The organism is Paenibacillus sp. EKM206P (assembly GCF_011066155.1).
GTDB lineage: Bacteria > Bacillota > Bacilli > Paenibacillales > Paenibacillaceae > Paenibacillus > Paenibacillus polymyxa_D.
Genome location: NZ_JAAMNQ010000010.1, coordinates 1 through 24,122 on the forward strand (window position 1 = coordinate 1; position 24,122 = coordinate 24,122).

Sequence of the window (24,122 nt, forward strand, 5' to 3'; positions counted from 1 at the left end):
GATGAGACGGATTGGGCGTTTTTAAAACGCCTCGCTTCTCGCTTTGGTTCCGTACTTGTGCCAGAGGTAACCGCAGCCTCGCCCAAGGTTTTCTTCGGGATGCCAGAAGGCAAGCAGCATAAGGTGGAGCGAGATGTATTTTATCGAGTACGGAAAACGTTTCATGAGTTGAATGCGGAAAAGCCGGGAGAACGTGCTGGCTCGTATGTCACCTATATGATTGAAAGCCTTCAATACTATGCACTAGGCGACCTCATCACGTTACCTATTGGACAAGGCAAAGAACTGGTCGTGGTTCGAGCCGTGACAACCTTAGCAGATGGCTTACTGCGTACTCGTTATGACCTTCAAGCTGAACAGAATATTCGCTATGCCCGGTATGAAAACGATCAGACCACCGGGATTTCGCTGACAGGAACGGTGCTGAAGGTACAACAGGATTTTGTACAGCTTCAACTGGAAATTGATCCGAAGCAAGATCCTGCCAAAGCGTGCTGGTTTCCGGTAGCCACCCGTTATGTTGCCGAAGAACATAGCGGCTGGTACGATATGCCTGAAGTAGGAGAACTGGTGGAATTGTATCTGCCAACACACCGCGAACAGGATGCCTATGTAACGGATTCGCTGCGACAACAACGCCACACCAATGGACAGCCGAATGTGAAGGTATGGCAACATGTGCAAGGTAGCAGCGTAGAAATGTCTGAGCATGAGCTGACTCTATCCACCTCCGGTGAATTTTCCATTACACTTCATGAAGGTAACGGCATTACCATCGACAGTCCGGGGAATGTGCAGATTCAGGGTGGTCATGTGAAGCTCGGTGCAGGCGAGGAACTATCACTCGAAGCTGGCACGGCGCTATACTTAAAAGGTGGAGCCAGCAGCATGGTACTGGATGGTGAGACGGATACCAAAGCTCCAGTGATTTATCAGGAAGGAACGGTAAAAGCACCTGTTTTCGTTGCTGACCTCCCTCCTGTGCCTGAGCCGCCACTGATGAGCATCAAAGCATTTGAAGCAGCTCAATCAGCAGCCAAGGATTCATCTAGCAGCCAAGCCTCTACCCCTAAAGCAAAAGTCACCAGTCCAGCAGAGCTTCAACAGGCGAATGCCATGATGGGGACAGTATCCAAGCTATTAGGTTCCATTCCAGTGATGGGAAAAGTGGCTGGCGTTGTTGCAGGAGCGCTAAGTGGACCTGCAGGAGGTGTGATTCTGAGAGCAACCGCAGCGATCCCTGTTCGGAGCAAAGGAACCCCTACCGTTGGAGGCAGTAAGGGGAACGGCATTCATCCGTTGAAACACTTGGCTGGTCTAGCATTACAAGGGTTAATCACTCAGTATGAACATGAGCAAGCGAGACATGCCTACTATAGCAAATGGATTCTGGGGAAAGTGTATACAAGCGCACGTCAAATAGTACATTCCGGCAGCCGATTAGAGTTGATCCAAAACTTGCTGACAACATCGAAAACCATGGTTCATGCCTATCAACAGGTACCTAAAAGTGTTAAAGATAGTATGCTGAGGGAATATAAAGAACAAGAAAAAGCAAGGGCTGAAGCTGCTCTTAAAGCAGAAAAAGAAGCTAGAGCTAAAGCCCTTAAAGCGAAAAAAGAAGCTGCGCCACCAGAGCTTACAGATGAAGAGTATGAGAGAATTTATAGTGATTATGTCTATTGGGCTTCATTAGAAGGTGATCGCAGACCTGAAATTCCGCTAGGAAGCTACCGTGCTGAGGACGGGGTGGTTCGTATGGCGAATGGAGATCCAGATTTTAAATACTACGATGACTGGAAACAAAACTATCCAGGAGATTTTTTGGTTCTATCTAATCAAGAGGGCATCACACCGGAAGAACAACGATGGATGAGCTATGCAAACCTAACAGCAGAGCCGTTTGCACTCGACGGTCGAGGTGGTGAAGGTAGAGCCTTTAAAAATGAATTCTCCAAAATGAGCAAAGAAGGGGCATCTGAGAACGCTAGGCTCGCAAGAGTAAATGTGAGGAGAATTCAACAACGAATAGATCAGAAGGGCATCACCACAAAAAATGCATCCGAACCTATTGAGAACGCATCAGAAGTTATGCCTTCAAAAGCAGGCAAACCCAAGGAGAAACCTCCTAAAACTGAGGGGACGGGTAATGTTCCTACTTGGAAAGGTTCAGGCCCGACTTCTGGTGTACTTGGGGTAAACTCCTCTTCTAAATCTGTAGAGGCCATAAAAAATTATTATCCAAAAGAAGGAATTGAGTTTGTGTTTGACCCTAAAACGAATACTTTCGTTGTTGGCAAACCGAACAATAGTTCCTTTACTGGTTCACCACACCAAAAGTTAGCTCAAACAATAAATGCTGATGGTAAAACTGTAGTGGGTGGTACATTTAGTAGAGGGCCGAATGGAGAAATATTAACTACTGAGAATAGTGGTCACTATGGTCAGAACTGGACTCCTGAGGTGAGAAAACAATTTGAAGAGGTAGTGGGGAACTATGGATTGCCTGTAAAACATGAGATTTGGGGTAGATAAAACATGAACAATCAATTGAAAGCACTAATTGAAAGTCAAGTACCATCCGACAAATTAATAATTACCCATCTAGTAGACTCTGAAATAACGGTAAAGTGGATTCCACTTATGACAATTGGGGAACATAATCCAACTATTGGATTATCCACTGATGCTCAATGGGTTATTAACGAGAACCAAGGAATAAGAATACTAGACGAACCTTGGAAATATCTTCGCCTGTTAGTACTATTAGAACAACAAAGAAAAACAGTCCATAACTCGTTAAGGGAAGCCTTAGCAAATTATAAGATATTTGTTAATTTAGAGGACGTCTTCCCTTTTGCCGAAATTGTTAAAATTGGTTTTGAACAAAAATCAGATTATTGGGTAGAGCTAGCATTAAATTGGTTTGAAGAATTGTCTCTAATTAAACAAAGTGAACTAGTGGATTACTTATCTAAAATTGTGAATGCACGGTGGGCTTCACAAAAGTTACGTCACAGAGTAAGAAAGATACTAAGGAACATTGAACAGAAGTAGTTATTTTTCAAACCTTAATTGGCTTTATGCCTTTCAAGGTTTTTTCTTTGGTAGGGGCTACCCAGTGCCGAATGAACCCATCTTTCAACCAATAATACATCTAACCCTTGTAATACCCGTATAAAGATTCCTACATTTCGGTTGTACGAACATTAGATGCTTTATTTTTATAACCCAAATAACGCTAATCCGTTACATTGACAGGTCGATTATGGTCACATACTACCATGATTGACCTATTTTTTGTTATACTCATTACTTAAATGGGGATTTTTTCAATATTCAAATCTATGTATAAACCAAAAATTCTCTTAATGAAAAATATACTTTTAAAGATAATTCAACATCCCTACGCAAAAAAATGACTTGCCATCCCTCCCCATCAGAGTTAACATACACGCACTTCAACTACGGGAGGGAAAATATGCTATGTCAGATTGGCCAGAATGGTTTCAAGAAGCGTTACGCCAACGATTTTATGAGTTAGAACTCGCTAGTGAACAACAGGCTTCATTTTCATCAGAGGATAAAAATCTATTTACCAAAATGGATCGATTCAAAACCAACCAAAACGGGGATATTCAACGTCTGCTATCCGAATGGGAAGAAGCTATAGGCTATCAGCTAAGTCAGGACAAGCAATCCATCTATATAGAAGGAGTTAAAGACGGGATTCGATTGATCCTTCCCGTCATACAACCCACAAATATTCGTTAGCCCATCAATTCATCTAACAATGTAATATTAATCCCCAATAATTTCATCTATGTTCATTCCACTTTTCAAGGTAAAAACAAAATGCGCTGGTGAGAGAACGGTTATCTTCTCCACCAACGCATTAAATAGGTTATCATCAAATTGTTCCAGTATATCTTGCCGTGAGCTCAAAAGTTGAATAATCTCATCGACTCGTTCCTTGGTTTTCTCCTTCTGATCCTCTTCCTCCTCTAATATCAGCATCTGTTGCCGTAGCTCGTTTAGCTCGCTGGAAAGTCTGTTCGTTTCTTCATCATATACAATCTCATCAATCTGATTCCGTAGCTTAAGATTCACTAATTCCTTCAAGTCGGATTTCAATTGTTGCATCTTTCCTTCAATGTCCAATAGTGTTTCTTGCTCTACTCTGCTGGAAAGTACCGATACAATATTTCCTTTCAGCGTTTTAATCAATCTTTCCTTGTTCTCATACATCCGGTTGAACAATCGTACAAACGCGGAATGTAAAACTTGCTCATCAACCGATTTGGCATCACATGCTGTTTTACCCTCATTGACATACGTTTTGCACTGCCATACCACTTTTTTGGATGGGTTATTGCTATTCCAGGTTCGGCGTTTAAAAATGGCTCCACAGCATCCACAATATACTTTACTGCTCAGTGCATATTTGCTGGAGTATCTTTTACTCTCCCCCATCACACTCCCTTTCAGCTGGGCTCTCCGTTTCTTCTCCTTTTGCACCGCTTCAAATATTTCTTTGGATACAATTGGTTCGTGGTTATCCTCTATAAGATATTGCTGCTCTTGTCCCTTATGTTCAATTGTTACAGTCGGTCAAGAGTCTGAAGTTTTATGATCAGTTCCTAATTCGGGTAGAGGTCCATTAACCTGCCATGGAGCGCCCGAACAAGCGACCTATAGAAAGGCATTTACATCTGTCGATTGACCTTCCTCCCTATGGTTTCGCTTGGGTGGGAAAAGATCTTTTTGATTCTCTGCCGTTGTTAATGGACCAAATTACTGACCGTCTGGACGAACTTCAATTACATGTGCGGGAACTTACCAATCTTGAGCAAAGTTATGCTCGCTTCGGTTGGTCTAATAGATAAGCAGGAAGGTGAACGCTCAGCTACCTATGAAACAGGCATTCCGACAAGTATCCGGCTTGCTCTTCCTTTACCTAAAATCAAGGTCGGGACAGATTAATGTTCTTTGATACGAAGCTGGAAATTTTGGATAACGCCAATTTCACACCTGTTCTGCCGATGATGGCAGATGTACAACCTTATCGCAAAAGCTTTTCATTTGAAGATGGTTACATACTAGAGACAACATATCGAGCTTTCTGTCCACTGGAAGTATTTTCTACTGAAAGTGTCCCTCCTGATCCATCTGCCCCAAGGCAGTCTTGGTTTTTCTGACTTTCTGACAATCCTGTCAAACATAAAACCAGTAAAATAATTTATTGCTCAACTACCCCAAAATCATCCACATAAACATATGCTGTACCAGGATTCTTGTAAGCATACACTGTTGCCCTGGTAGCGCCTGCTCCGGTTGTAAAAGGAATGTTTACCATTGTCCAGGATGTACTGTCAGATGTTGCGGATGCATCCGTTCCTTCAAAGCCATTAACGCCAATCTGAATCCGCTCTCCTATGTCTGCCTTAACCCAGGCGGTACACATATAGCTGGTATTAGGACTTAGCCCCGTAAGTACCTGCTCGATACCATCTTCTCCGGGTCCCAATCTAACACTCTTAGAGCCGCTTCTTGGTACCGATACACTTGCAGCAGTATCTGAATATGTTGCTGCCCATGGTGAGATTATCCCTTTCTCGAAATCAGATTGCCTTACGTTATTAACATAAAGTAAGCTGACACTCTCAAAAACCGGGTCCGGAGGTGAAGAAAAATCATGCCCGGCAGTCCAGTCAGTTCCACCGAACTCATATGCTCCAATATCCGGTGCCGCACCAACATAATCATTCGTGATTCCAGATATTACAACCCCTGTATTAATAGCTGGAGAAGTAGACTGCAACCTGAAATCATATGCTGTGGGATTCACAAATAACGGATTGGTTTCTGAGGTAATATTATTTCCCTTTATATGAGTACCAGGCAGTGTAAAGGTAGTAGTAAAGATATTGTTGAAAATTCTGTCGCCGTACATATCTGACTGAAAATTACTTCCCCAATATCCTACATTTCCGTTACTGTAGGTGGTATTGTTATAAATCAGGTTAAAATTACTGGGTGTATTCAATCTTATCCCTGTATAGTTTCCCCATACAACATTATGATGCACAGTATAGCCCTTGCTACCGTTATCCAGATAGATACCAGTGCCGGAATAATTCTTTGCCAGATTATCATGGATGTAATTATGATGAATTACCGTCCCTTGCCCATCCCAGGCAAATTCATAGAGTATTCCGCAGTCTTTTGTCAGCTTTCCTGCATTGTACAGATTATTATATTGTATCTGGCTGTTTTGGGTAGGCATAAATATCAGATGACGCCCAGCGTTATATACCGTATTATGACTGATTAGATGGTTTGCCCCCAATAGATAGATTGCCGGAATATCCGCTGCCGAATAATTTGCTTCATGAATAAGATTATTAATTACCTTATTTCCTGTTCCCTCTATACTCACCAGATTACCGGAACTGTAGGTCAAAGTACTGTCTCTAAGCTCATTATTGGTACCGGACATAAATATCCCTGTACTGTATTGTCTGGTAACATCCGAATCATGACTGACATATTCCGCAATCATATTAGAAACTTTACAGTAATTGGAATTAGACATTTTAATGCTGGAGGCAAAGATATTAATTCCGGTAATATTTATGTAAGAGCGGGAACTTAAATCAAATGCATAAGTCCGCTTCTTTGCTTCTACTGTCAAAGTATTCGGATCAACTCCACCAGGTGCCCATAAATAAAGTCTGCCAGTAATGCTGTCATAATACCATTCTCCCGCACTGTCAAGATCTTCAAGATTACCAGTAATATAATAGCTGTTACCGCCTGTCGCTGCAGTATCTATTTGATCAAAGGTAATGGAGCCGTCACTTGAGCTGGTAATGGTACTTTTATAAGATTTGTAGCCTGTTCCCGGAACACTCCAAACCGTTTTGCCAACCCAGTATCCAGGTGCCTGAGTTAAGTTTCCATCCTTGATGGTTGTAGTGGAACCAGAATCAACTGTTGCATATGTTAAATTTAAGGGATCAAGTGTTGGTGAATTGGGCCATCTGGCTTCAAATTGCATTTGCTTATTAACAAATATCTGATTTTTTGTTCCAAGGGAACCCTTCATTTCCGCATAATAGATGGATCCGGAGTAATTTTTCCAGCCAGTAACCGGATCGGCACCGGATACCGTTACGTTCTCTCCTGTATAAGCCTCAAAGTTTATGGGTTTTGCAGAAGTTCCGGAAGTATGAAGTGTTACTGTTTCTCGGTATGTACCACCTCGTATGATGCAGGTATCTCCGGTTTTCATGGTATCTGCTGCCTTTTGTATGGTTTTCCATGAATTTGATAGTGTACCGGTTCCAGTGATGTCATTCCCCGTTGTAGAAACATAATATACGGAATTTGCCTTTACAGTTTCCACACCCAGATTAAAAGTAAATACATAAATCATCATAATTACAACTAAAAATCTAAAGCCTGTTCTCTTATTCATAGCTTACCTCCTGGAATGAATTCTATTTTTAGATACGGCTTCTACGCTTGGGCCTAAGTTCACTGCTAGGTATGTTCTAATATAGAAATTTGTGTATATATAAGCCCTTAATTATTTAATCGACTTATACCGACTTAAAGTTTATGATTCTTTCGGCGAAGCTTCTCCGATACTGAACCCATCCAGCCATTTCATTGACCATGCATGGTATTATTTTCTTTCCGAAATGGGTGCATGAGCATCCAGAGATTAAAGTACGCTATCAAAATGATTTCATCCCTCTGATGGAAGAATCGCGTGAAAAGTATCAGACTTATCCGAAGCATGTAGTTCCTGAATTCGCATATATTACTTTCATTGAAAATGCAGGTGTGAACAACGAGAAGTTGATTGCCCAGGCACCTTACGCGGGCATGACAGATGATATTCGTGCGGGTAAGTTGCAAGCATAGTCAATCAAGACAAATTGAACTAAAAAGCCTGAGCCTGTGTCCCATAACGTAAGACAAATTAAAACACCTACCAACCTGGTCATACCCTGTCTACTTGACAGGGGTATGACCAGGTTGGTAGGTGCCCAGCATCTTTTTTAATGTTCTCTATAACCATCTAATCTCCATTGGCTATTCTTCTTTCTCTTTTTCATCATGAAGCATCATCTCTAATACAACATATACAAACTGTGCTCCGTCCTTCATGCCCTGCCAGTACAAAGCTTCATTCTCCAATGCTTGCTTGTAATGATGCTTATCCTCCCATTCCGAGAATTCAGGTCTGTTCACAATATCCATCTCAGAAAGTCTCTTCGGTAAGTTTAATCAATTTCTCCAGATCTTTAAATTTATCCAAGGGGTTCACCTTCCCTGCATCCGTATTTATTTAAACACAGCAAGTTGATTGCACGTCACAGAAGGGAATAACCTTATTGCTTAAGGAATTCTTACAGGTAGCGTACAAAGAAAAGAACGCCAAACTAAGGACGCTCTCTTGAATACTCACATTTTCAGTTAAATACATCGGATGTGTCCAACCACTTTAAATCCAAAAAAATCGAAACATTTATTTTGTTGTGCCATACCTTATTTCTATAAACTTTTCCCCAGTCGTAAAGGACATAGGAAGCTACAATTAAGCACCTCTATATATCGACTCGACATAGCTTTACTACGGCCTCAACGTGTGTCGAGAGGATGGAACGGATTTACTTGAAATTAACTCGTTCCATTTTAAAAATAATAGTTCAATTTTCTTCTATTTCTTTTTCAGCTAAGCTAGCATGCTCTCTTTTTAGCAAAGAATAATGATATTGATCGCATATCGAACCATCACTAAACCAATAATGCTCTCGATAAGTTCCCTCCAGCTTAAAATGGAATTTTTCAATAATTTTATAGAAGCTTGATTACATGCTGCAACCGTTGCATAAATTTTGTTCAACTCCAAATCCTTACGTTCAAAAATGGTATCTATAAATAGCTCTAACAATACATTCGCATATCCTTGTTTTCTATGTTTTAGAGGCAAATAGTATCCGATCTCGGCACTTTTATTTCGAGAATTATAGTCAAAAAGCTGTATCTTTCCTATCCGCTTATTACCGTTACTTTTATCAACCAAGATATATATTAATTGCCCATTTGCAAGCCTTTTCAGTACATTCTCTTTATAATTGTTATATGGAGGAAGTTCGATTATGGGTCGGCAAGTATGTTGCTCTTTTTCGCTTTCAGTAAGACTCCAATCATATAAGTCTGGTAAGTAATCTTCAATATTCCCACCAGTTAAAAGTACAAGTCCTCTTATCATTCTATCACTCCATTATTTTTAAATTTAGATCGTTTGGATAGGGTATCATTTTGGTTTTAAGTATCTATTTTGGCAGCATGGAAAAGCATCGAAATAGCAAACCATGTGGCGTATTACCATATTCCTATATTAACTCTTGTTACACTTCCCTCTCATCCTCCTACTTCCAAAAATAAACATAGTAAATCCCCCAACCAATGGTTCATTCTGTAAACTAAATCTCTCTTTTAACCGATAAATACATATGCTGGGTTGTTTATTAAATATCGCCTCTCGTCCCTTTTTAGCGTACAAACCTTGTTATACATATTTATATTGACTCACTGTTATACTCATCTGCGGCTTCTTTAATCAAAAGCAATTTCAAGAAGACGTCCTTTACTTAGAAATACCCATCGCATCTAGAAAGGAGACATGAACTCACTTGAGTGTATTATCAGATGGGATCGGATATGAAAGCCTACGCTTTTATGGTCCCTTTCAGCCATTACACATCGAACAACTTCAAATAACACGCGCCATTAATGATCATGCCTTTTTACATATCAATGGCATGCTCTCCGAAGAACAGGGAGCAGCTTGTATCGGCCAAAATATGGAGCAAGAGCCGATTGTGATTCGTCAGTTGGATGAGCAGGGACAATCGCTGAGAAGGCTGTTCCATGGGATTGTTACACGTATGTCCGTACACTGCGTACGAGGCGTGTATACTTTTGAATTGGAGGCTGCTTCCCATTCATACCAGATGGATATCAAGCTGAAAAAACGTTCCTATCAAGATATTCATCGTACCTATGATGATTTGGTCACTGCGCTGGTTCGAAAATATCAGTACGGAGATGCCATTGATACGGTAAGCCACTATGCCAAACTAGAGACATTTGTTTTACAATATGATGAGACGGATTGGGCGTTTTTAAAACGCCTCGCTTCTCGCTTTGGTTCCGTACTTGTGCCAGAGGTAACCGCAGCTTCGCCCAAGGTTTTCTTCGGGATGCCCGAAGGCAAGCAGCATAAGGTAGAGCGGGATGTATTTTATCGAGTTCGGAAAACGTTTCATGAGTTGGATGCGGAAAAACCAGGCGAACGTGCTGACTCATATGTCACCTATATGATCGAAAGCCTGCAATACTATGCGCTGGGCGACCTCATCACGTTACCGATTGGACAAGGTAAAGAACTGGTCGTCGTTCGGGCAGTGACCGCACTAGCGGATGGCTTGCTGCGTACCCGTTACGATCTTCAAGCCGAACAAGATATCCGCTATGCCCGGTATGAAAACAATCAGGCCACCGGAATTTCGCTGACAGGAACAGTGCTCAAGGTACAGAAGGATTTTGTACAGCTTCAACTAGAGATTGATCCGAAGCAAGATCCTGCCAAAGCGTGCTGGTTTCCCGTAGCCACCCGTTATGTTGCCGAAGAACATAGCGGCTGGTACGATATGCCCGAAATCGGGGAACAGGTGGAATTGTATCTGCCTACCCACCGCGAACAGGATGCCTATGTCACGGATTCGCTTCAACAACAACGCCACGCGAATGGACAGCCGAATGTGAAGGTATGGCGACATGTGCAAGGTAGTGGCGTAGAAATGTCTGAGCAGGAGCTGACCCTATCCACCTCCGGTGAATTTTCCATTACACTACATGAAGGTAGCGGCATTACGATCGGCAGTCCGGGGAATGTGCAGATTCAGGGTGGTCACGTGAAGCTCGATGCTGGGAAGGAGCTTTCACTTGAAGCTGGAATGGCACTGTATTTAAAAGGCGGAGCCAGTAGCATGGTACTGGATGGTGAGACGGATACCAAAGCTCCAGTGATTTATCAGGAAGGAACGGTGAAGGCACCTGTTTTCGTAGCCGACCTCCCTCCTGTGCCTGAGCCACCATTGATGAGCATCAAAGCCTATGAAGCAGCCCAGTCAGCAGCCAAGGATTCATCTAGCAGCCAAGCCTCCACCCCTAAAGCAAAAGTCACCAGTCCAGCAGAGCTTCAACAGGCGAATGCCATGATGGGGACAGTATCCAAGCTATTAGGCTCCATTCCAGTGATGGGGAAAGTGTATACGAGCGCACGTCAAATAGTACATTCCGGCAGCCGATTAGAGCTGATCCAAAACTTGCTGACAACATCGAAAACCATGGTTCATGCCTATCAACAGGTACCTAAAAGTGTTAAAGATAGAATGCTGAGGGAATATAAAGAACAAGAAAAAGCTAGGGCTGAAGCTGCTCTTAAAGCAGAAAAAGAAGCTAGAGCTAAAGCCCTTAAAGCGAAAAAAGAAGCTGCACCACCAGAGCTTACAGATGAAGAATATGAGAAAATTCTAAGAGATTATGTCTATTGGTCTTCATTAGAAAATCGCAGACCTGAAATTCCGCTAGGAAGCTACCGTGCTGAGGACGGGGTGGTTCGTACAGCGAATGGAAATCCAGATTTTAAATACTACGATGACTGGAAACAAAACTATCCAGGAGATTTTTTGATTCTATCTAATCAAGAGGGCATCACACCAGAAGAACAACGATGGATGAGCCATGCAAACATATTTGCAGAGCCAGTGCCACTTGACGGTCGAGGTGGTGAAGGTAGAGCCCTTAAATATGAATTCTCCAAAAAGAGCAAAGAAGGGGCATCTGAGAACGCTAGGCTCGCAAGAGAAAATGTGAGGAGAATCCAACAGCGAATAGATCAGAAGAGCATCACCACAAAAAATGCATCCGAACCTATTGAGAACGCATCAGAAGTTATGCCTTCAAAAGCAGGCAAACCCAAGGAGAAACCTCCTAAAACTGAGGGGACGGGTAAAGTTGTAGGTAATAAATCTGTCGTTAATGAAATGTCCTCCAATGCTGCTAGATACAAATCGAATTTAGAATATGATTGTTCAGAAATAGCAGAAGATTTAGCACACGCGTCAGGAGGTAGAGGTAAAATTATTACAATAACATCATCAGAAAAATATGGGACAATAAAAGTTACTGAGTATGGTGAAACAAAAAGTTTTGACTACCATACTGTGTATTCTGATGGTAAGTATGTCTATGATCCTCGATTAAGTGACCAACCGATTCATGCTAAAGATTATATGAATACTATAAATAAGCTAAATGGTGGAAAGGTGTCTGTAAGTACACAATCTTTGGAGTAGGTGAGAACAATGTCCCCTAAAAGTATTTATTTTTCGGAAAATGGAGAGGTAGCGTATCCTGAGTTAATGGCTTATACTATCTCAAAACTAGGGTCATTTGAATGGCATAGAACATCAATGTATAATCCGAATAATATTTATGACCGCCCAGCGGGGTTTTATTTTAGATTTCATAATAAGAATGAAGTATATACACAATTAGAAGATTGTATCAATGCTTTTAGTGGTAAACTTCAATGGTGTATAAATGTCAGCAATAACACACGTCATAAGAATTATATAATTGAGCCAGTTATAGTTTATAAAGCGAAATTAAGTGATGAATATGCTGTAAACTATAACTTAAAAGAGATTTTAGGAGATAGTTATGAAACTTTGTGTGAACAAGCAATAGCAGACATTCCTCCATTATGTAAGCATATTGAAGTGTGGTTTGAATTGGAAAACAAGCGACCTTTTTTACCAACTCTGCCCCAATAGTTAGTGATAATTCCGTAATACCTTGATTGGTTTAGTGCCTTTCATTGAGGATAAAATTGCTGCAGAAAAAAATGGGCAGACATATAGTCAAACGTGTTTATACTGAGAGAGAACCTTGTGTTCTTGGTGGTCATAATTGTAAAGAACTACTTGCTAATGAACTTCCTCATGCAGAAGTAACCTATAGCGTTGAGTATGGGGGAGATAAGGCTTCAAGGGATCGAGGAAATGCTGAACTATTTAGTGAGCTTGAAAAGTTAAAGGAGAAGTGAAAGTGTGGATATTGATATTAGTGAGATTCGTGACTACTATGAATCTGAAATAAGAGACTATGATTACAATGAATTAGTAAGACTCGGTGTAAGTCATGATAATGCTGAGTTTATGGTCAGTATCGGAGTGCCAGAGGAATATAATGATTTTATATTCTATGGATTAGATACTTTTCAAAAAATTTAATTGAAGGCGTACAGTATATTAAAATTGGTCATTTTACAAGTTTCGGTATGCGTAACTCGTGTGGATTGTATTTTAAAGAAAGCAGCAGTGAACTTTTTACTACTTCACCCCTTCATGAACCTCATTTATATATGATAAATAAAGACTTGAAGACATTTTTTTGTTCCATTTTAATAAAAAATGAATTAGCAATGAAAATGAAACAACAAAATGAATATAGTACACAAAAATATACACATGAACTCCAAAAGATGTTTGACCAAATTGATCTGTAGCAATGAAAGACGTTTAAGGATACTGGTCACATTTAATGGAAGACAATGAAACAGGATTATAAAACCATATAAAATAGAACTACGGAAACTATTTAAAAGTGTCTATGAAAATTTCCATATCGTATGTAAAATTAAACGCCATAATACGTGCTAGTCGCGTGTTGTGGTTTCTTTTTATACACCGCAATAAGTTAAACAATACAAACGTATAAGTGGCGGTTACTCAAAAAGTCTTTAGCCGCTTGAATAGATTATCGTCGAATGAAAAATTACTCAGGATTTTTTTTGTCAGATCAACAAAAGAACAAATTAAAAGATTAAGATGACTTTTAATCTAAGCCTGAGAGGAAGAAATATGTGATTGGAAAAATTATGCACCTAATAATAAACGCGTCTTTAGATAAAGATGATAGTGTTATAGTAGCTGCTCTAAAGTTATTAAAAAATGATTGCAATTTAGAAGAATTAGTGGGTGACTATTTTGCTCAACTTGTTAGTATGATTCCTCTGGTTAAAGAACAGAGTACAAAGGCACTTTTAATCGAAACAATTGTGGAATCTCCAGAATTCGTTAGCTACGATACGATGTTGGACGAATATGTGAAACTTATATCAGAAGGTGCGACTAACGTTCAGGAAGCTGCAAGATGTTTAGGTGCAATTACCGCCTCTGGCTGTACAAACAATCAGATATTCTTACAATTGGCCAATAAATTAAATCATAAATTTGCCGTTGAAATACTAGTTTCAATGGGACGTTCTAATTGGGGAGAAATCCCTCATTACCTAGAATCATTTGCTCAAGAGGTTCAAAAAGCACAAAGGATAAGATATCGTTCAGGAATAATTGCAGCCTTTTTATTAATCGTTCATCCTCTGTGTTCAGAATACGCTCATGTTAGTTCGTTATCTTTTGGATATCCATTTACTGAAGCGGCCATGAATGATTGGGCATGGGTAACCCCAAAAAATACAGAACATATAGTACAAAAGAAAATAGTAACCTCAAGAGAAGCTGACATATTGGTGAAATTAGGGGACTTATTGCGACTTAATATGAACTTGAGTTCAAACGAAGTTGCAAAGCTATACACCGAGTTTTTCGAAGATAAGAACCCATTTGATGTTATTTACACTCTACCAAAATAAAAACATAGCGCCAAAGAAGTCACTGCGAGAGTTGTTTCGTTTTGTATAGAACACGCCCCTATCTTTTCCCTAAAACAATGACTTGAGATCCCTCCACATCTTAACGTGTTTGACTTACAAGAGAAAGTGTTCGAAGAATACAGCGCTGGTTAAGCACGGGTACCAAAACAGATAAGTAACGTTCATATTGATATTGAAGAATAGGAGGATAATTAAATGCTTATAATAAAGGCTTTAACAAAGATGTATGAGGATTGGGGTGAAGATATAGACGACTTCTATATTACTTATAGTATAGATATCGGACCCAGTGAAATAAATGGAGCATCAGACATGTTTTCATTTGAACTAGTAAGTCCTAAAAGGTTAGATAGAATGGCAGGTCAAGGTGATATTATTATCGGTCATGGTCATTTTATAGCAAAGGACTTTAATGAAAATACACTTGAAGCCACATTAAATCGTATCATTAATAAATGCGCAGATAATGATATTAATGAGGCATATAAAAACCTATCTGCATATTTTCGTTGGGAGATGGATAAATAATTGGGGATCTAGCTGATTTATACACACACACAGTTAGCCCCATAGCAGATTTTACTAAAATATTGTCGTGATCACGATCACGGTTTAGACTGTAAATTTAAGTTAAAATACAAACAATTTTAAATTTATTTCAGCTGAAACCAAAGATACCGTGATCGATCACAAAGAAAAAACAAGGAAGTGTACAAAGATGAAAAGAACTGATTTACCTCTTGTCTATTCATGTTCTGGATGTTCCTCTGCAGCACAAACCGCTAACATGATCGCTATACAAATGGATCGAGAAAAAGTCGCTGAAATGTCCTGCATAGCTGGTGTTGGTGGTGATGTCAAACCACTTGTCAGAACAGCAAAATCGGGACGTGACATCATTGCAATTGACGGCTGTCCCTTGTCCTGTTGCAAGAGTTGTCTAGCAAGGCATGAAGTTCAACCCAAACACCATTTTCTGCTGTCTGACTTTGACGTACCCAAGATAATAGGAGAAGATCCTAACCCCGATCATTACAGGAATGCTTACACACAAATTTTAGAACAAATTGGACAATAATTCTTAATCAAAATAAAGGTGTATATCGAATTTTTACTGGTGGCTCCTAACACATCTTCAAGGGCCGCCAGTATTATTTTTATACAGCAACATCTTATTAATAAGGAGAATAATTATCGAATGTTTAAATGAATTTGTCTCACAATTTAAAATACCTGGTACACCAATTCTCAAACCGTCGTTCTAAAGGAGTGGAGATAATGTATGAAATACTAAATAAAATACAAATAAAAACTTGATATATCGCTAATAAACCATAAAGAGACACGAAATACGATTTTAAAATGGAAAGTAAGCCATGATCCAGTAAAGTATAAGCGGAATTAGCAGCATTTTTACAAAATAAAAAAACATTCAATTTCTTTCCTTATCATATGATAATTTGCTTCTTACCTCTTCTTGAAATGCAGTATCCGTTAATAATTTGTAAAAAAACAAATCCAGCTTCTGCTTGAGCCAAATATGATCCACCCCAGAATCATCTTGAATAAACATGGCTAGTTGAATGTCATTTCCTTCCCGATCCGTACAATATAAAGCCTCTGTTAGAACAGAAATGGTAGATCCACCTTTGTTTCCAAACTCTATTAACTTGGAGTTATCTACTTGTCGCTGAATTAGCATTTTTAAATATGGATTTATAGTAGAAGGAACCAACTCCTCCTTGTGTATGAGCTTCATGAGGTAAGCATATTCTTTAGTCGTTGAACGAGGAAGCTTGCGCGATTCCAGCACTTGAAGCTTTCGTACATAATTCTGCCTGGTGTTCCATTTCTGAATACATTCTATCCCCTGATCACGATTTAAAATCTGATGAATTTCAATAGATTTTTTCATATATTCCTCGTAGCTCATCTCACTTATCTTTTGTATCGACTCTTTAAAGCCTATGTTTTCGGTCTCTTGGGTATAAGGAGACATGAATCCCGCAGATGAAAAAGGAAAGATTTTATCATGGGAAGAAAGTGAGAGTTTGATAATATTCTCATTTATCTTATCCAAACCCATTTTCGCCATCAGAAATTCTGTATTGGCATTGGAACTATATGCTAACATACCGTGAGTAATATCCAATAACGTAATTTTTCCTTGAACCTCTTTATGGTTTGTGCGAATGGATTGAATCCAGTTATGATGAGCGTTACCATCGGAACCAGGGATATAAAATTTATTTAATTCCTCTAAAGGAACAAGTTCCTGCTCGTCTAATATTTTCGCCACAACTTGGCGAGCAAATTCGATAGCAATGATCACTTTGACCGTGCTGGCAAGCGGCATTTTAACTTCTGAGTTATAGCTGATTTTCTCCATACCATTTCTGACCATATACAAAGATGCTTTACTCGGGTTTTCCTTTAAAAAGTTCAGAACATCCATTTCTGTTTTCTTATTATTTTGGCGCTTCGCAATGAGCAAAAACAGGATACATATGAGAACAAATATTAAAATTATAGCTACTATTAATAAAATTATTTTCATACTTTGCTCCTTAATGGACACGCTTAGACTGAAGTTCACATAAGCCGTCACAGTTCCCCACGGGAATCACTTTTCTTTTAGAAGCTAGTAATCATACAAATAACCACATATAACCATTTTTTGAAAATAATTATAAAGGGAACCGCCCACCAAAGATACGGTATCCCTATACAAATTTGTGCAATAGAGTCATTATCAACTAGAACCTCATTGAAGAACAAATTACCAATGCATTCTATCTTCAATCTTTCCTTAACATCATTTCAGCAGACCGTCACTCTTAATACTTTTAAAAAGTGATTGCCTTTATTCTTCACTAAAGCTTTTGGCCCATTCAGCAACCCTACGACTGCTTTCTTCTTCTGACAAATCCTCGATCCTGGTCATAATAGACCATCTTACTCCACAAGGATCCAGTATACTTCCGAATCGATCACCTGATACAAAGTTTGTAACGGGTTCCCTTACTTTTGCTCCTCTTTCTACCGCATTTTCAATGACCTGATCCACATTCATTACGTAAATTCCGAAAGAATAACACGCATGGTCTCCATCTGGCGGCAAGACCAATTGATATGCCGGATTCGCTGCTCCCAGCTGCAAAAAACCATTTCCAAAATCTAATTCCGCATGAACGATTATTTTATTGCCATTCTCATCAGGAAATTCAGTAATATCCTTAACCCTTGCATTGAAAACAGTTGTATAAAACTCTATTGCTTCAGAAGGATTCTTCACTGTAATAAAAGGGGTAATAGATGTAAAGCCGTTGGGCATCCCCTTCTTTGTATATTTACCTGACACTCCCATATATTCTCTGCTTTCAGTCATTTTGACTCCTCCTTTAAATGATCGTAACAGTTCAGTTTTATGCTTATTCCTTTATTGGATTGAATTCATCAACTCATAGTAATATTTGGATGCACGAGTCTTATTTAGACTATACCAGGCTTCTAATGTCTTAGAAGAAAACACACCCAGAGCTTTCAAGACGTGTACGGAAAATTCCAAAGGAGCTGTTCCAGATGCAGTGATTAGTTTTCCATCGGTTACAGCAGACTCCATTTTGTAATACTTTTCGCCCGTGTAGGTGGGACAGGTCATTTTGAGGTATTCCAGATCATTGCTTGTATGCCAACGTGAATTCAACAATCCTGCCTGGGCAAGTCCCATGGTAGCACCACAAATCGCAGCAACCCATATCCCTTCCTCTAAGCACCTCTCAGCGATTTTTAAGATCGGTTGGTGAATGGTTTCTGTCCATGTATTTCCACCGGGTAAAATCAATGCATCCGTGCTTTCAATTTTGCACTCATCCAGTTTGATATCTGGCAGGATTGTCAATCCGCCCATGGTAGTGACAGGAGTCTTTTCCATTCCCACGGTAACTATTTTGGATGGGGCCAGCCCCTTTTTATAATATCTTCCCGAGTTCAGTTCGGCAGTTAAGTAACCTATCTCCCAGTCTGCCATGGTGTCAAATACATACAGATATACCGTACTATTCATTCACAGGTTCTCCTTATTTTATAATTTATCAAGTGATACCAGCCCTCGGTAATCCGTGATTATCTTCATTATAAAAAAGCTTCACTGACATCCGCTGTCAGTGAAGCTTTTAACGTTGATAATATTCCATTAACTCCGACGCAACAGCAACAAGTTTTTTCTTCAAACTCTGTGGTTCGATGACTTGAATGGATTTCCCGTAGGGTAGGAGTAAATAAGGGACATAGGTATGAAGTGATTTTTCCTCAAGCAAAAAGATTGCTTGATTGGAGGTCCGCTCTTTCAGATGATGCCCCAAAAACCAATGCAGACATAAGTCATCCAATGCCTCTGACCTACCTCCGATCATTAAAGAAATTAAACCGTCCTTGCCCACTAAATCAGGTAACAGATTTTGCATAAAAAATTCACGAGCCGAAAAATCCTCAGGACGCTTAAATAGGATTGGAGTCCGCTTGATTTGTAGAATCCGATCTGCCCGAAAGCTACGGATCTCATTCCTTAGGTGGCAAAATGCAATAGTATACCATTTGTTGTTCCAGTAAACCATTCCATAGGGATCTATCACCCTATACTTGGGTTGTTCTTCATGACTTGTGCGATAATCCATTTCTACAGAAAATTCGTTGGCTACAGCCTGCTCCAATTCTGCCAATATCGGCTGAAGAGAAGGAGCTCCCATGCGATTTATCACTTCAAACCCGGCTAAATGACGGCTAAGTATACTTTCCTGCTCTTGATTTGAATACATTTTCAATTTTGATGTGGCATTGCCTAATGCCTCACTCAAAGGGTATCCAGCTTCTTTTGCAAAAACAGCAGCATGAAGAAGTGCCTTTTTTTCTTCCATATCAAATAGTAAAGGTGCTCTAATAAAATTATTCAGCAGGCTATACCCGCCATTATGACCCGTGTCGGATATTATAGGCACTCCACTGGCACATAGAGCATCAATATACCGATAAACTGTCCTTATATTTATTTCTAACTTTTCGGATATTTGTTTTGCCGTCATCTTTACGCCCGAATTCAGCATCCATAGAATGGCCAGCATATTATCGTTTTTTGGCATAACCTGAACCCTCATCTCTCATTAAAGTTCAATCTTTTATAAATATCTTTGTATACTCCCTCTTACCACCTATTATATGCTTTTTTCTTCTCAAAACTCGCCTCCGATATCTCCTACTTCCAGAAATAAACATTGTAAATACCACTTCCAATGGGTCATTCTGTAAACTAAATCTCTCTTTTAACCGATAAATACATATGCTGGGTTGTTTATTAAATATCACCTCTCGTCCCTTTATAGCGTACAAACCTTGTAATACATATCTATTTTGACTCACTGTTGCACCCATCTGCTGCTTCTATAATCAGAAGCAATTGCAAAATGACGTGCTTCAATTGGAAATATCCATCGCATCTAGAAAGGAGTCATGAACTCACTTGAGCGTATTATCAGATGGGATCGGATATGAAAGCCTACGCTTTTATGGTCCCTTTCAGCTACTACATATCGAACAACTTCAAATAACACGTACCATTAACGATCATGCCTTTTTACATATCAGTGGCTTGCTCTCCGAAGAACAAGGAGCTGCATGCATCGGACAGGATATGGAGCATGAGCCGATTGTGATTCGTCAGTTGGATGATCAGGGACAATCGCTGAGAAGGTTGTTCCATGGGATTGTTACACGTATGTCCGTACACTGCGTGCGAGGCGTGTATACGTTTGAACTAGAGGCCGCTTCCCATTCGTACCAGATGGATATTAAGCGTAAAAGGCGCTCCTATCAAGATATTCACCGTACTTATGATGATCTGGTCACTGCGCTGGTTCGAAAATATCAGTACGGAGATGCCATTGATACGGTGACCAACTATGCCAAACTGGAGACATTTGTTTTACAATATGAGGAGACGGATTGGGCGTTTTTAAAACGCCTCGCTTCTCGCTTTGGTTCCGTACTTGTGCCAGAGGTAACCGCAGCCTCGCCCAAGGTTTTCTTCGGGATGCCTGAAGGCAAGCAGCATAAGGTAGAGCGGGATGTATTTTATCGAGTACGTAAAACGTTTCATGAGCTGGATGCGGAAAAGCCAGGCGAACGTGCTGGCTCGTATGTCACCTATATGATCGAAAGCCTGCAATACTATGCGCTGGGCGACCTCATCACGTTACCCATTGGACAAGGTAAAGAACTGGTCGTGGTTCGGGCAGTAACCACACTAACGGATGGCTTACTGCGTACCCGTTACGATCTTCAAGTCGAACAGGATATCCGCTATGCCCGGTATGAAAACGATCAGGCCACCGGGATTTCACTGACAGGAACGGTGCAGAAGGTACAGGAGGATTTTGTACAGCTTCAACTTGACATTGACCCGAAGCAATATCCTGCTAAAGCGTGCTGGTTTCCCGTAGCCACCCGTTATGTCGCGGAAGAACAAGTGGCTGGTACGATATGCCTGAGATCGGGGAACAAGTGGAATTGTATCTGCCTACCCACCGCGAACAAGATGCCTATGTCACGGATTCACTGCGACAACAACGCCACACCAATGGACAGTCGAATGTGAAGGTATGGCAACATGTGCAAGGTAGCGGCGTAGAAATGTCTGAGCATGATCTGACCCTATCCACTTCCGGTGAATTTTCCATTACACTGCATGAAGTTAACGGCATTACCATCGACAGTCCGGGGAATGTGCAGATTCAGGGTAGTCATGTGAAGCTCAATGCTGGCGAGGGACTTTCACTGGAAGCTGGAACGGCGATGTATCTAAAAGGCGGAGCCAGCAGCATGGTACTGGATGGTGAGACGGATACCAAGGCTCCGGTGATTTATCAGGAAGGTACGGTGAAGGCACCTGTTTTCGTAGCCGACCTCCCTCCTGTACCTGAGCCACCATTGATGAGCATCAAAGCATATGAGGCGGCGCAAGCTCCATCAGCAGCTAAGACATCAAGCAGCACTCCTACCGCCAAAGTGACAAATCCAGCTGCACTTCAACAGGCCAACTCTTTGTTGGGTACGGTGTCCAAGCTATTAGGCTCCATTCCAGTGATGGGAAAAGTGGCTGGCGTTGTTGCGGGAGCTTTAGGTGGGCCTGCGGCGGGTGTCATTCTGAAAGCAACCGCTATGATCCCCGTTCGGAGCAAAGGAACTCCTACGATTGGAGGCGGTAAGGGGAACGGCATTAATCCGTTGAAACACTTGGCTGGTTTAGCGGTGCAAGGGTTGATTACTCAATACGAGCATGAGCAAGCGAGACATGCCTACTATAGCAAATGGATTCTAGGAAAAGTGTATACAAGCGCACGTCATATAGCGCATTCCGGTGGCCCATTAGAGCTGGTTCAAAACATGCTTGCAGCATCAAAAACTATGGTTCATGCCTATCAACAGGTACCTAAAAGCGTTAAAGATAGAATGCTGAGGGAATATAAAGAACAAGAAAAAGATAGAACTGAAGCTGCCCTTAAAGCAAAAAAAGAAGCTGCGCCACCAGAGCTGACAGAAGAAGAATACGAAAGAATCTGGCAGGATTATCTTAGGGCAGCATATACCGAAGACTTTACACCCAAACTTAAACCGGGGAGTTATCGAGGAGAAGATGGTCTTGTACGTACTCGTGACGGTAAACCGGATCGCCAATACTATAGTGAATGGAAACATAATTATCCCGGCGATTTCTTCATGCTAACTAGGAAACAAGGAGTATCTGAAGAAGAGAAGAAATGGATGTTCTATGCTATTATCACAGAAAACCCTCTTATGTTTGGTGGTCGAGGGGGGATTGACCATACTAAGGAATTAAAGGGGATACTTTCAAAACTGGGTAGAGGAAAAGGGTTCTTTAATATTTCTTCTGGAGTAAGTGCAAAAGTAAGAGTTCAGGAATTATTAGCGAGACAACAAATAGAAGCTAGAGAAAACATAGCTAACCCAAAAAATAACCAAACTCTTGAAACCAAAGGCTACAAACCACAACCAAATGAAAGGTTAACAACGAAAAACCAATATAAACAACAGGATCAACAGGCAAGGAAAACGCTACGAGAGACTGCCTCCAAGGCAACTAGAGAAGAAAATAGTAAAATTCAAAAGAAGGTCATATATAATGTAGCTAAAAGTACAAATACAAGAAAAGCCTCAAATATAAAAGAGTATTTAAAAAAGGAAAAAGAAATTGTTAAATCGAAGAATACTAAGGGGACGTCACAAGCTCCTAATGTTAGAATCAATTATAAACCAGGTTATGATGATCATTTAATTGAAGTGAAAGGGTTTAAAGCAAAACCAACTATAGGAATAAAAGGTGGCCATAACCTCGAAAACTTTGAACAGTATATTTTAGACAACTTTGGCGACCAAGTTAAGAATATTAATCAAGCTGCGATAAAAACGCCACATCCAGATATTCCGGGAATTTATGAGGTTAAATACAAACTCCCTGTTTATGACGGAATGAGCTTAGATAATGGTGGAAAAGGAAACTTTACTGGTCAGTGGAAAGAGTATAAGAATCCAAAAACTGTATACGATCCGAAACTAGTCTCTGATGAACAGATGCTTAAGTTGGGGAGAGAGGCAATGGAAGAGGGCATTCAACATAATAAAATAAAAATAGACACACGACAAAATGCTGTTTCTGATGAAATTGTTGGATATGCTGAAGTTGACGGTAAAAAACTGGAATTTATAGGTTACAGGGATAAAGCTACTGGAGAAATAACAAACTTTTTCCCTGTGATTCCGAAAAATTAATTAATAAATAAGGGAATGAATAAGATGGATGATGAAATATATTATGTAGAAGATGCTCAGGAAAAAATTGAGAATATGGAGGCATACTACGGTACTTTAGGGGATGGCTATTTTTTAGAAGCTCTTAATGAATTTAAAAAGGGTAAAGGATTTGGTATTGGTTATACTAGCTGCTATTTTGCTACTGAATGCACTCCAAATGATGAAGAGTATTTTGGAGATAGTGGAGTGAATTTCACAACAACTCCGCCAGTAACTAGTGTAGAAGTGTATGCAATTGTGGATTATGAGATGTTTTTTGAGTATTTAGTTAAGGTAGCTCAAGAGTATCTATCAAGACATTCCCAGAATGTCGCTAAAGTTGAAAGTTGTTTAGCTCAAATCAAGGAGAAGTTAAATTTATACGCTTAAAACAATAGGATGTTTACACACCCAATAACAAGATCGCACAATATAA

20 protein-coding genes and 3 pseudogenes are annotated in these 24,122 nt (G+C 40.2%); 14 read left to right on the forward strand and 9 right to left on the reverse strand.

What is annotated here, in order from left to right:
- From G9G53_RS18620 to G9G53_RS26225, 3 genes are all read left to right on the forward strand, one after another.
- On the forward strand, window positions 1–2,535 hold a 2,535-nt coding region (locus G9G53_RS18620; RefSeq protein ID WP_165149540.1), incomplete at its 5' end, for a polymorphic toxin type 43 domain-containing protein.
- Between the two features lie 3 nt (window positions 2,536–2,538).
- Complete coding sequence (locus G9G53_RS18625; RefSeq protein ID WP_165149542.1) at window positions 2,539–3,057, forward strand: hypothetical protein; 519 nt, start codon at window positions 2,539–2,541, stop codon at window positions 3,055–3,057.
- A 429-nt stretch (window positions 3,058–3,486) separates the two neighbouring features.
- Complete coding sequence (locus G9G53_RS26225; protein ID WP_185156360.1) at window positions 3,487–3,774, forward strand: hypothetical protein; 288 nt, start codon at window positions 3,487–3,489, stop codon at window positions 3,772–3,774.
- 27 nt (window positions 3,775–3,801) lie between these two features.
- Here the strand turns inward: G9G53_RS26225 and G9G53_RS18635 are convergent, their stop codons facing one another.
- Window positions 3,802–4,473 carry a recombinase zinc beta ribbon domain-containing protein gene (locus G9G53_RS18635; protein ID WP_238437881.1) on the reverse strand — a complete coding sequence of 224 codons (672 nt, stop codon included), beginning with the start codon at window positions 4,471–4,473 and terminating at the stop codon, window positions 3,802–3,804.
- Window positions 4,474–4,506: 33 nt separating this feature from the next.
- Window positions 4,507–4,599: pseudogene (locus G9G53_RS26745) on the reverse strand (recombinase family protein); the annotation flags it as partial.
- 246 nt (window positions 4,600–4,845) lie between these two features.
- On the opposite strand from G9G53_RS26745, the gene G9G53_RS18640 reads away from it, so the two are divergent.
- A complete protein-coding gene (locus G9G53_RS18640) occupies window positions 4,846–4,983 on the forward strand; it encodes a hypothetical protein (RefSeq protein WP_238437882.1) in 138 nt (45 codons plus the stop codon).
- Window positions 4,984–5,239: 256 nt separating this feature from the next.
- Here G9G53_RS18640 and G9G53_RS18645 read toward each other — a convergent pair whose 3' ends face one another.
- The gene (locus tag G9G53_RS18645) at window positions 5,240–7,480 is read right to left on the reverse strand and encodes a carbohydrate binding domain-containing protein (RefSeq protein WP_165149544.1); all 2,241 of its coding nucleotides are present in this window, start codon (window positions 7,478–7,480) and stop codon (window positions 5,240–5,242) included.
- Between the two features lie 200 nt (window positions 7,481–7,680).
- Here G9G53_RS18645 and G9G53_RS18650 point away from each other — a divergent pair.
- Window positions 7,681–7,932 (forward strand): annotated as a pseudogene (locus tag G9G53_RS18650) (phenolic acid decarboxylase); the annotation flags it as partial.
- Window positions 7,933–8,103: 171 nt separating this feature from the next.
- Here G9G53_RS18650 and G9G53_RS18655 read toward each other — a convergent pair.
- Entirely contained in the window at window positions 8,104–8,271 is a 168-nt protein-coding gene (locus G9G53_RS18655; protein WP_017426816.1) for a hypothetical protein, read from the reverse strand.
- Window positions 8,272–8,767: 496 nt separating this feature from the next.
- Complete coding sequence (locus tag G9G53_RS18660; RefSeq protein ID WP_165149546.1) at window positions 8,768–9,286, reverse strand: GNAT family N-acetyltransferase; 519 nt, start codon at window positions 9,284–9,286, stop codon at window positions 8,768–8,770.
- Window positions 9,287–9,710: 424 nt separating this feature from the next.
- Here G9G53_RS18660 and G9G53_RS18665 point away from each other — a divergent pair, with 424 nt between their 5' ends.
- The 7 genes from G9G53_RS18665 (at window position 9,711) to G9G53_RS18695 (ending at window position 15,902) form a co-directional block, all read left to right on the forward strand.
- Window positions 9,711–12,440: a contractile injection system protein, VgrG/Pvc8 family gene (locus G9G53_RS18665; protein ID WP_238794845.1), complete on the forward strand. Its 2,730-nt coding sequence runs from the start codon at window positions 9,711–9,713 to the stop codon at window positions 12,438–12,440.
- A gap of 9 nt (window positions 12,441–12,449) precedes the next feature.
- Window positions 12,450–12,920: a hypothetical protein gene (locus G9G53_RS18670; RefSeq protein WP_165149548.1), complete on the forward strand. Its 471-nt coding sequence runs from the start codon at window positions 12,450–12,452 to the stop codon at window positions 12,918–12,920.
- 56 nt (window positions 12,921–12,976) lie between these two features.
- On the forward strand, window positions 12,977–13,192 hold the full coding sequence (locus G9G53_RS18675; protein ID WP_165149550.1) for a nucleic acid/nucleotide deaminase domain-containing protein: 216 nt from the start codon (window positions 12,977–12,979) through the stop codon (window positions 13,190–13,192).
- Window positions 13,193–13,196: 4 nt separating this feature from the next.
- The gene (locus G9G53_RS26545) at window positions 13,197–13,379 is read left to right on the forward strand and encodes a hypothetical protein (RefSeq protein WP_238437884.1); all 183 of its coding nucleotides are present in this window, start codon (window positions 13,197–13,199) and stop codon (window positions 13,377–13,379) included.
- A 632-nt stretch (window positions 13,380–14,011) separates the two neighbouring features.
- Complete coding sequence (locus G9G53_RS18685) at window positions 14,012–14,803, forward strand: hypothetical protein (RefSeq protein WP_165149552.1); 792 nt, start codon at window positions 14,012–14,014, stop codon at window positions 14,801–14,803.
- Window positions 14,804–15,019: 216 nt separating this feature from the next.
- Window positions 15,020–15,352, forward strand: a complete 333-nt coding sequence (locus G9G53_RS18690; RefSeq protein WP_165149554.1) for an Imm8 family immunity protein — start codon at window positions 15,020–15,022, stop codon at window positions 15,350–15,352.
- Window positions 15,353–15,542: 190 nt separating this feature from the next.
- Window positions 15,543–15,902 (forward strand): putative zinc-binding protein, encoded by a 360-nt coding sequence (locus G9G53_RS18695; protein ID WP_013311396.1) that lies wholly within the window; start codon window positions 15,543–15,545, stop codon window positions 15,900–15,902.
- A gap of 354 nt (window positions 15,903–16,256) precedes the next feature.
- On the opposite strand, the gene G9G53_RS18700 is transcribed toward G9G53_RS18695, so the two are convergent.
- From G9G53_RS18700 to G9G53_RS18720, 4 genes are all read right to left on the reverse strand, one after another.
- A complete protein-coding gene (locus G9G53_RS18700) occupies window positions 16,257–17,381 on the reverse strand; it encodes a serine hydrolase (RefSeq protein WP_165149556.1) in 1,125 nt (374 codons plus the stop codon).
- Between the two features lie 306 nt (window positions 17,382–17,687).
- Window positions 17,688–18,212, reverse strand: coding sequence for a VOC family protein (locus G9G53_RS18710; RefSeq protein WP_165149558.1), 525 nt, complete (start codon window positions 18,210–18,212; stop codon window positions 17,688–17,690).
- Between the two features lie 51 nt (window positions 18,213–18,263).
- Window positions 18,264–18,890 carry a type 1 glutamine amidotransferase family protein gene (locus G9G53_RS18715; RefSeq protein WP_165149560.1) on the reverse strand — a complete coding sequence of 209 codons (627 nt, stop codon included), beginning with the start codon at window positions 18,888–18,890 and terminating at the stop codon, window positions 18,264–18,266.
- A 109-nt stretch (window positions 18,891–18,999) separates the two neighbouring features.
- The gene (locus G9G53_RS18720) at window positions 19,000–19,962 is read right to left on the reverse strand and encodes a helix-turn-helix transcriptional regulator (protein ID WP_165149562.1); all 963 of its coding nucleotides are present in this window, start codon (window positions 19,960–19,962) and stop codon (window positions 19,000–19,002) included.
- Between the two features lie 377 nt (window positions 19,963–20,339).
- On the opposite strand from G9G53_RS18720, the pseudogene G9G53_RS18725 reads away from it, so the two are divergent.
- Together G9G53_RS18725 and cdiI are read left to right on the forward strand one after the other, a co-directional pair.
- Window positions 20,340–22,319: pseudogene (locus G9G53_RS18725) on the forward strand (contractile injection system protein, VgrG/Pvc8 family); the annotation flags it as partial.
- 1,370 nt (window positions 22,320–23,689) lie between these two features.
- Window positions 23,690–24,076, forward strand: coding sequence for a ribonuclease toxin immunity protein CdiI (cdiI, locus tag G9G53_RS18735; RefSeq protein WP_165149564.1), 387 nt, complete (start codon window positions 23,690–23,692; stop codon window positions 24,074–24,076).
- The last annotated feature ends 46 nt before the right edge of the window (window positions 24,077–24,122 follow it).

Bases quoted from the DNA above. Each gene is read 5' to 3' on its own strand.
- G9G53_RS18695 (WP_013311396.1), top strand. From the start codon at position 15,543: ATGAAAAGAACTGATTTACCTCTTGTCTATTCATGTTCTGGATGTTCC.
- G9G53_RS18645 (WP_165149544.1), bottom strand. From the start codon at position 7,480: ATGAATAAGAGAACAGGCTTTAGATTTTTAGTTGTAATTATGATGATT.
- G9G53_RS26225 (WP_185156360.1), top strand. From the start codon at position 3,487: ATGTCAGATTGGCCAGAATGGTTTCAAGAAGCGTTACGCCAACGATTT.
- G9G53_RS18700 (WP_165149556.1), bottom strand. From the start codon at position 17,381: ATGAAAATAATTTTATTAATAGTAGCTATAATTTTAATATTTGTTCTC.
- G9G53_RS18720 (WP_165149562.1), bottom strand. From the start codon at position 19,962: ATGCCAAAAAACGATAATATGCTGGCCATTCTATGGATGCTGAATTCG.
- G9G53_RS18670 (WP_165149548.1), top strand. From the start codon at position 12,450: ATGTCCCCTAAAAGTATTTATTTTTCGGAAAATGGAGAGGTAGCGTAT.
- G9G53_RS18690 (WP_165149554.1), top strand. From the start codon at position 15,020: ATGCTTATAATAAAGGCTTTAACAAAGATGTATGAGGATTGGGGTGAA.
- G9G53_RS18715 (WP_165149560.1), bottom strand. From the start codon at position 18,890: ATGAATAGTACGGTATATCTGTATGTATTTGACACCATGGCAGACTGG.
- G9G53_RS18660 (WP_165149546.1), bottom strand. From the start codon at position 9,286: ATGATAAGAGGACTTGTACTTTTAACTGGTGGGAATATTGAAGATTAC.
- G9G53_RS18635 (WP_238437881.1), bottom strand. From the start codon at position 4,473: ATGGGGGAGAGTAAAAGATACTCCAGCAAATATGCACTGAGCAGTAAA.
- G9G53_RS18625 (WP_165149542.1), top strand. From the start codon at position 2,539: ATGAACAATCAATTGAAAGCACTAATTGAAAGTCAAGTACCATCCGAC.
- G9G53_RS18655 (WP_017426816.1), bottom strand. From the start codon at position 8,271: ATGGATATTGTGAACAGACCTGAATTCTCGGAATGGGAGGATAAGCAT.
- cdiI (WP_165149564.1), top strand. From the start codon at position 23,690: ATGGATGATGAAATATATTATGTAGAAGATGCTCAGGAAAAAATTGAG.
- G9G53_RS18710 (WP_165149558.1), bottom strand. From the start codon at position 18,212: ATGACTGAAAGCAGAGAATATATGGGAGTGTCAGGTAAATATACAAAG.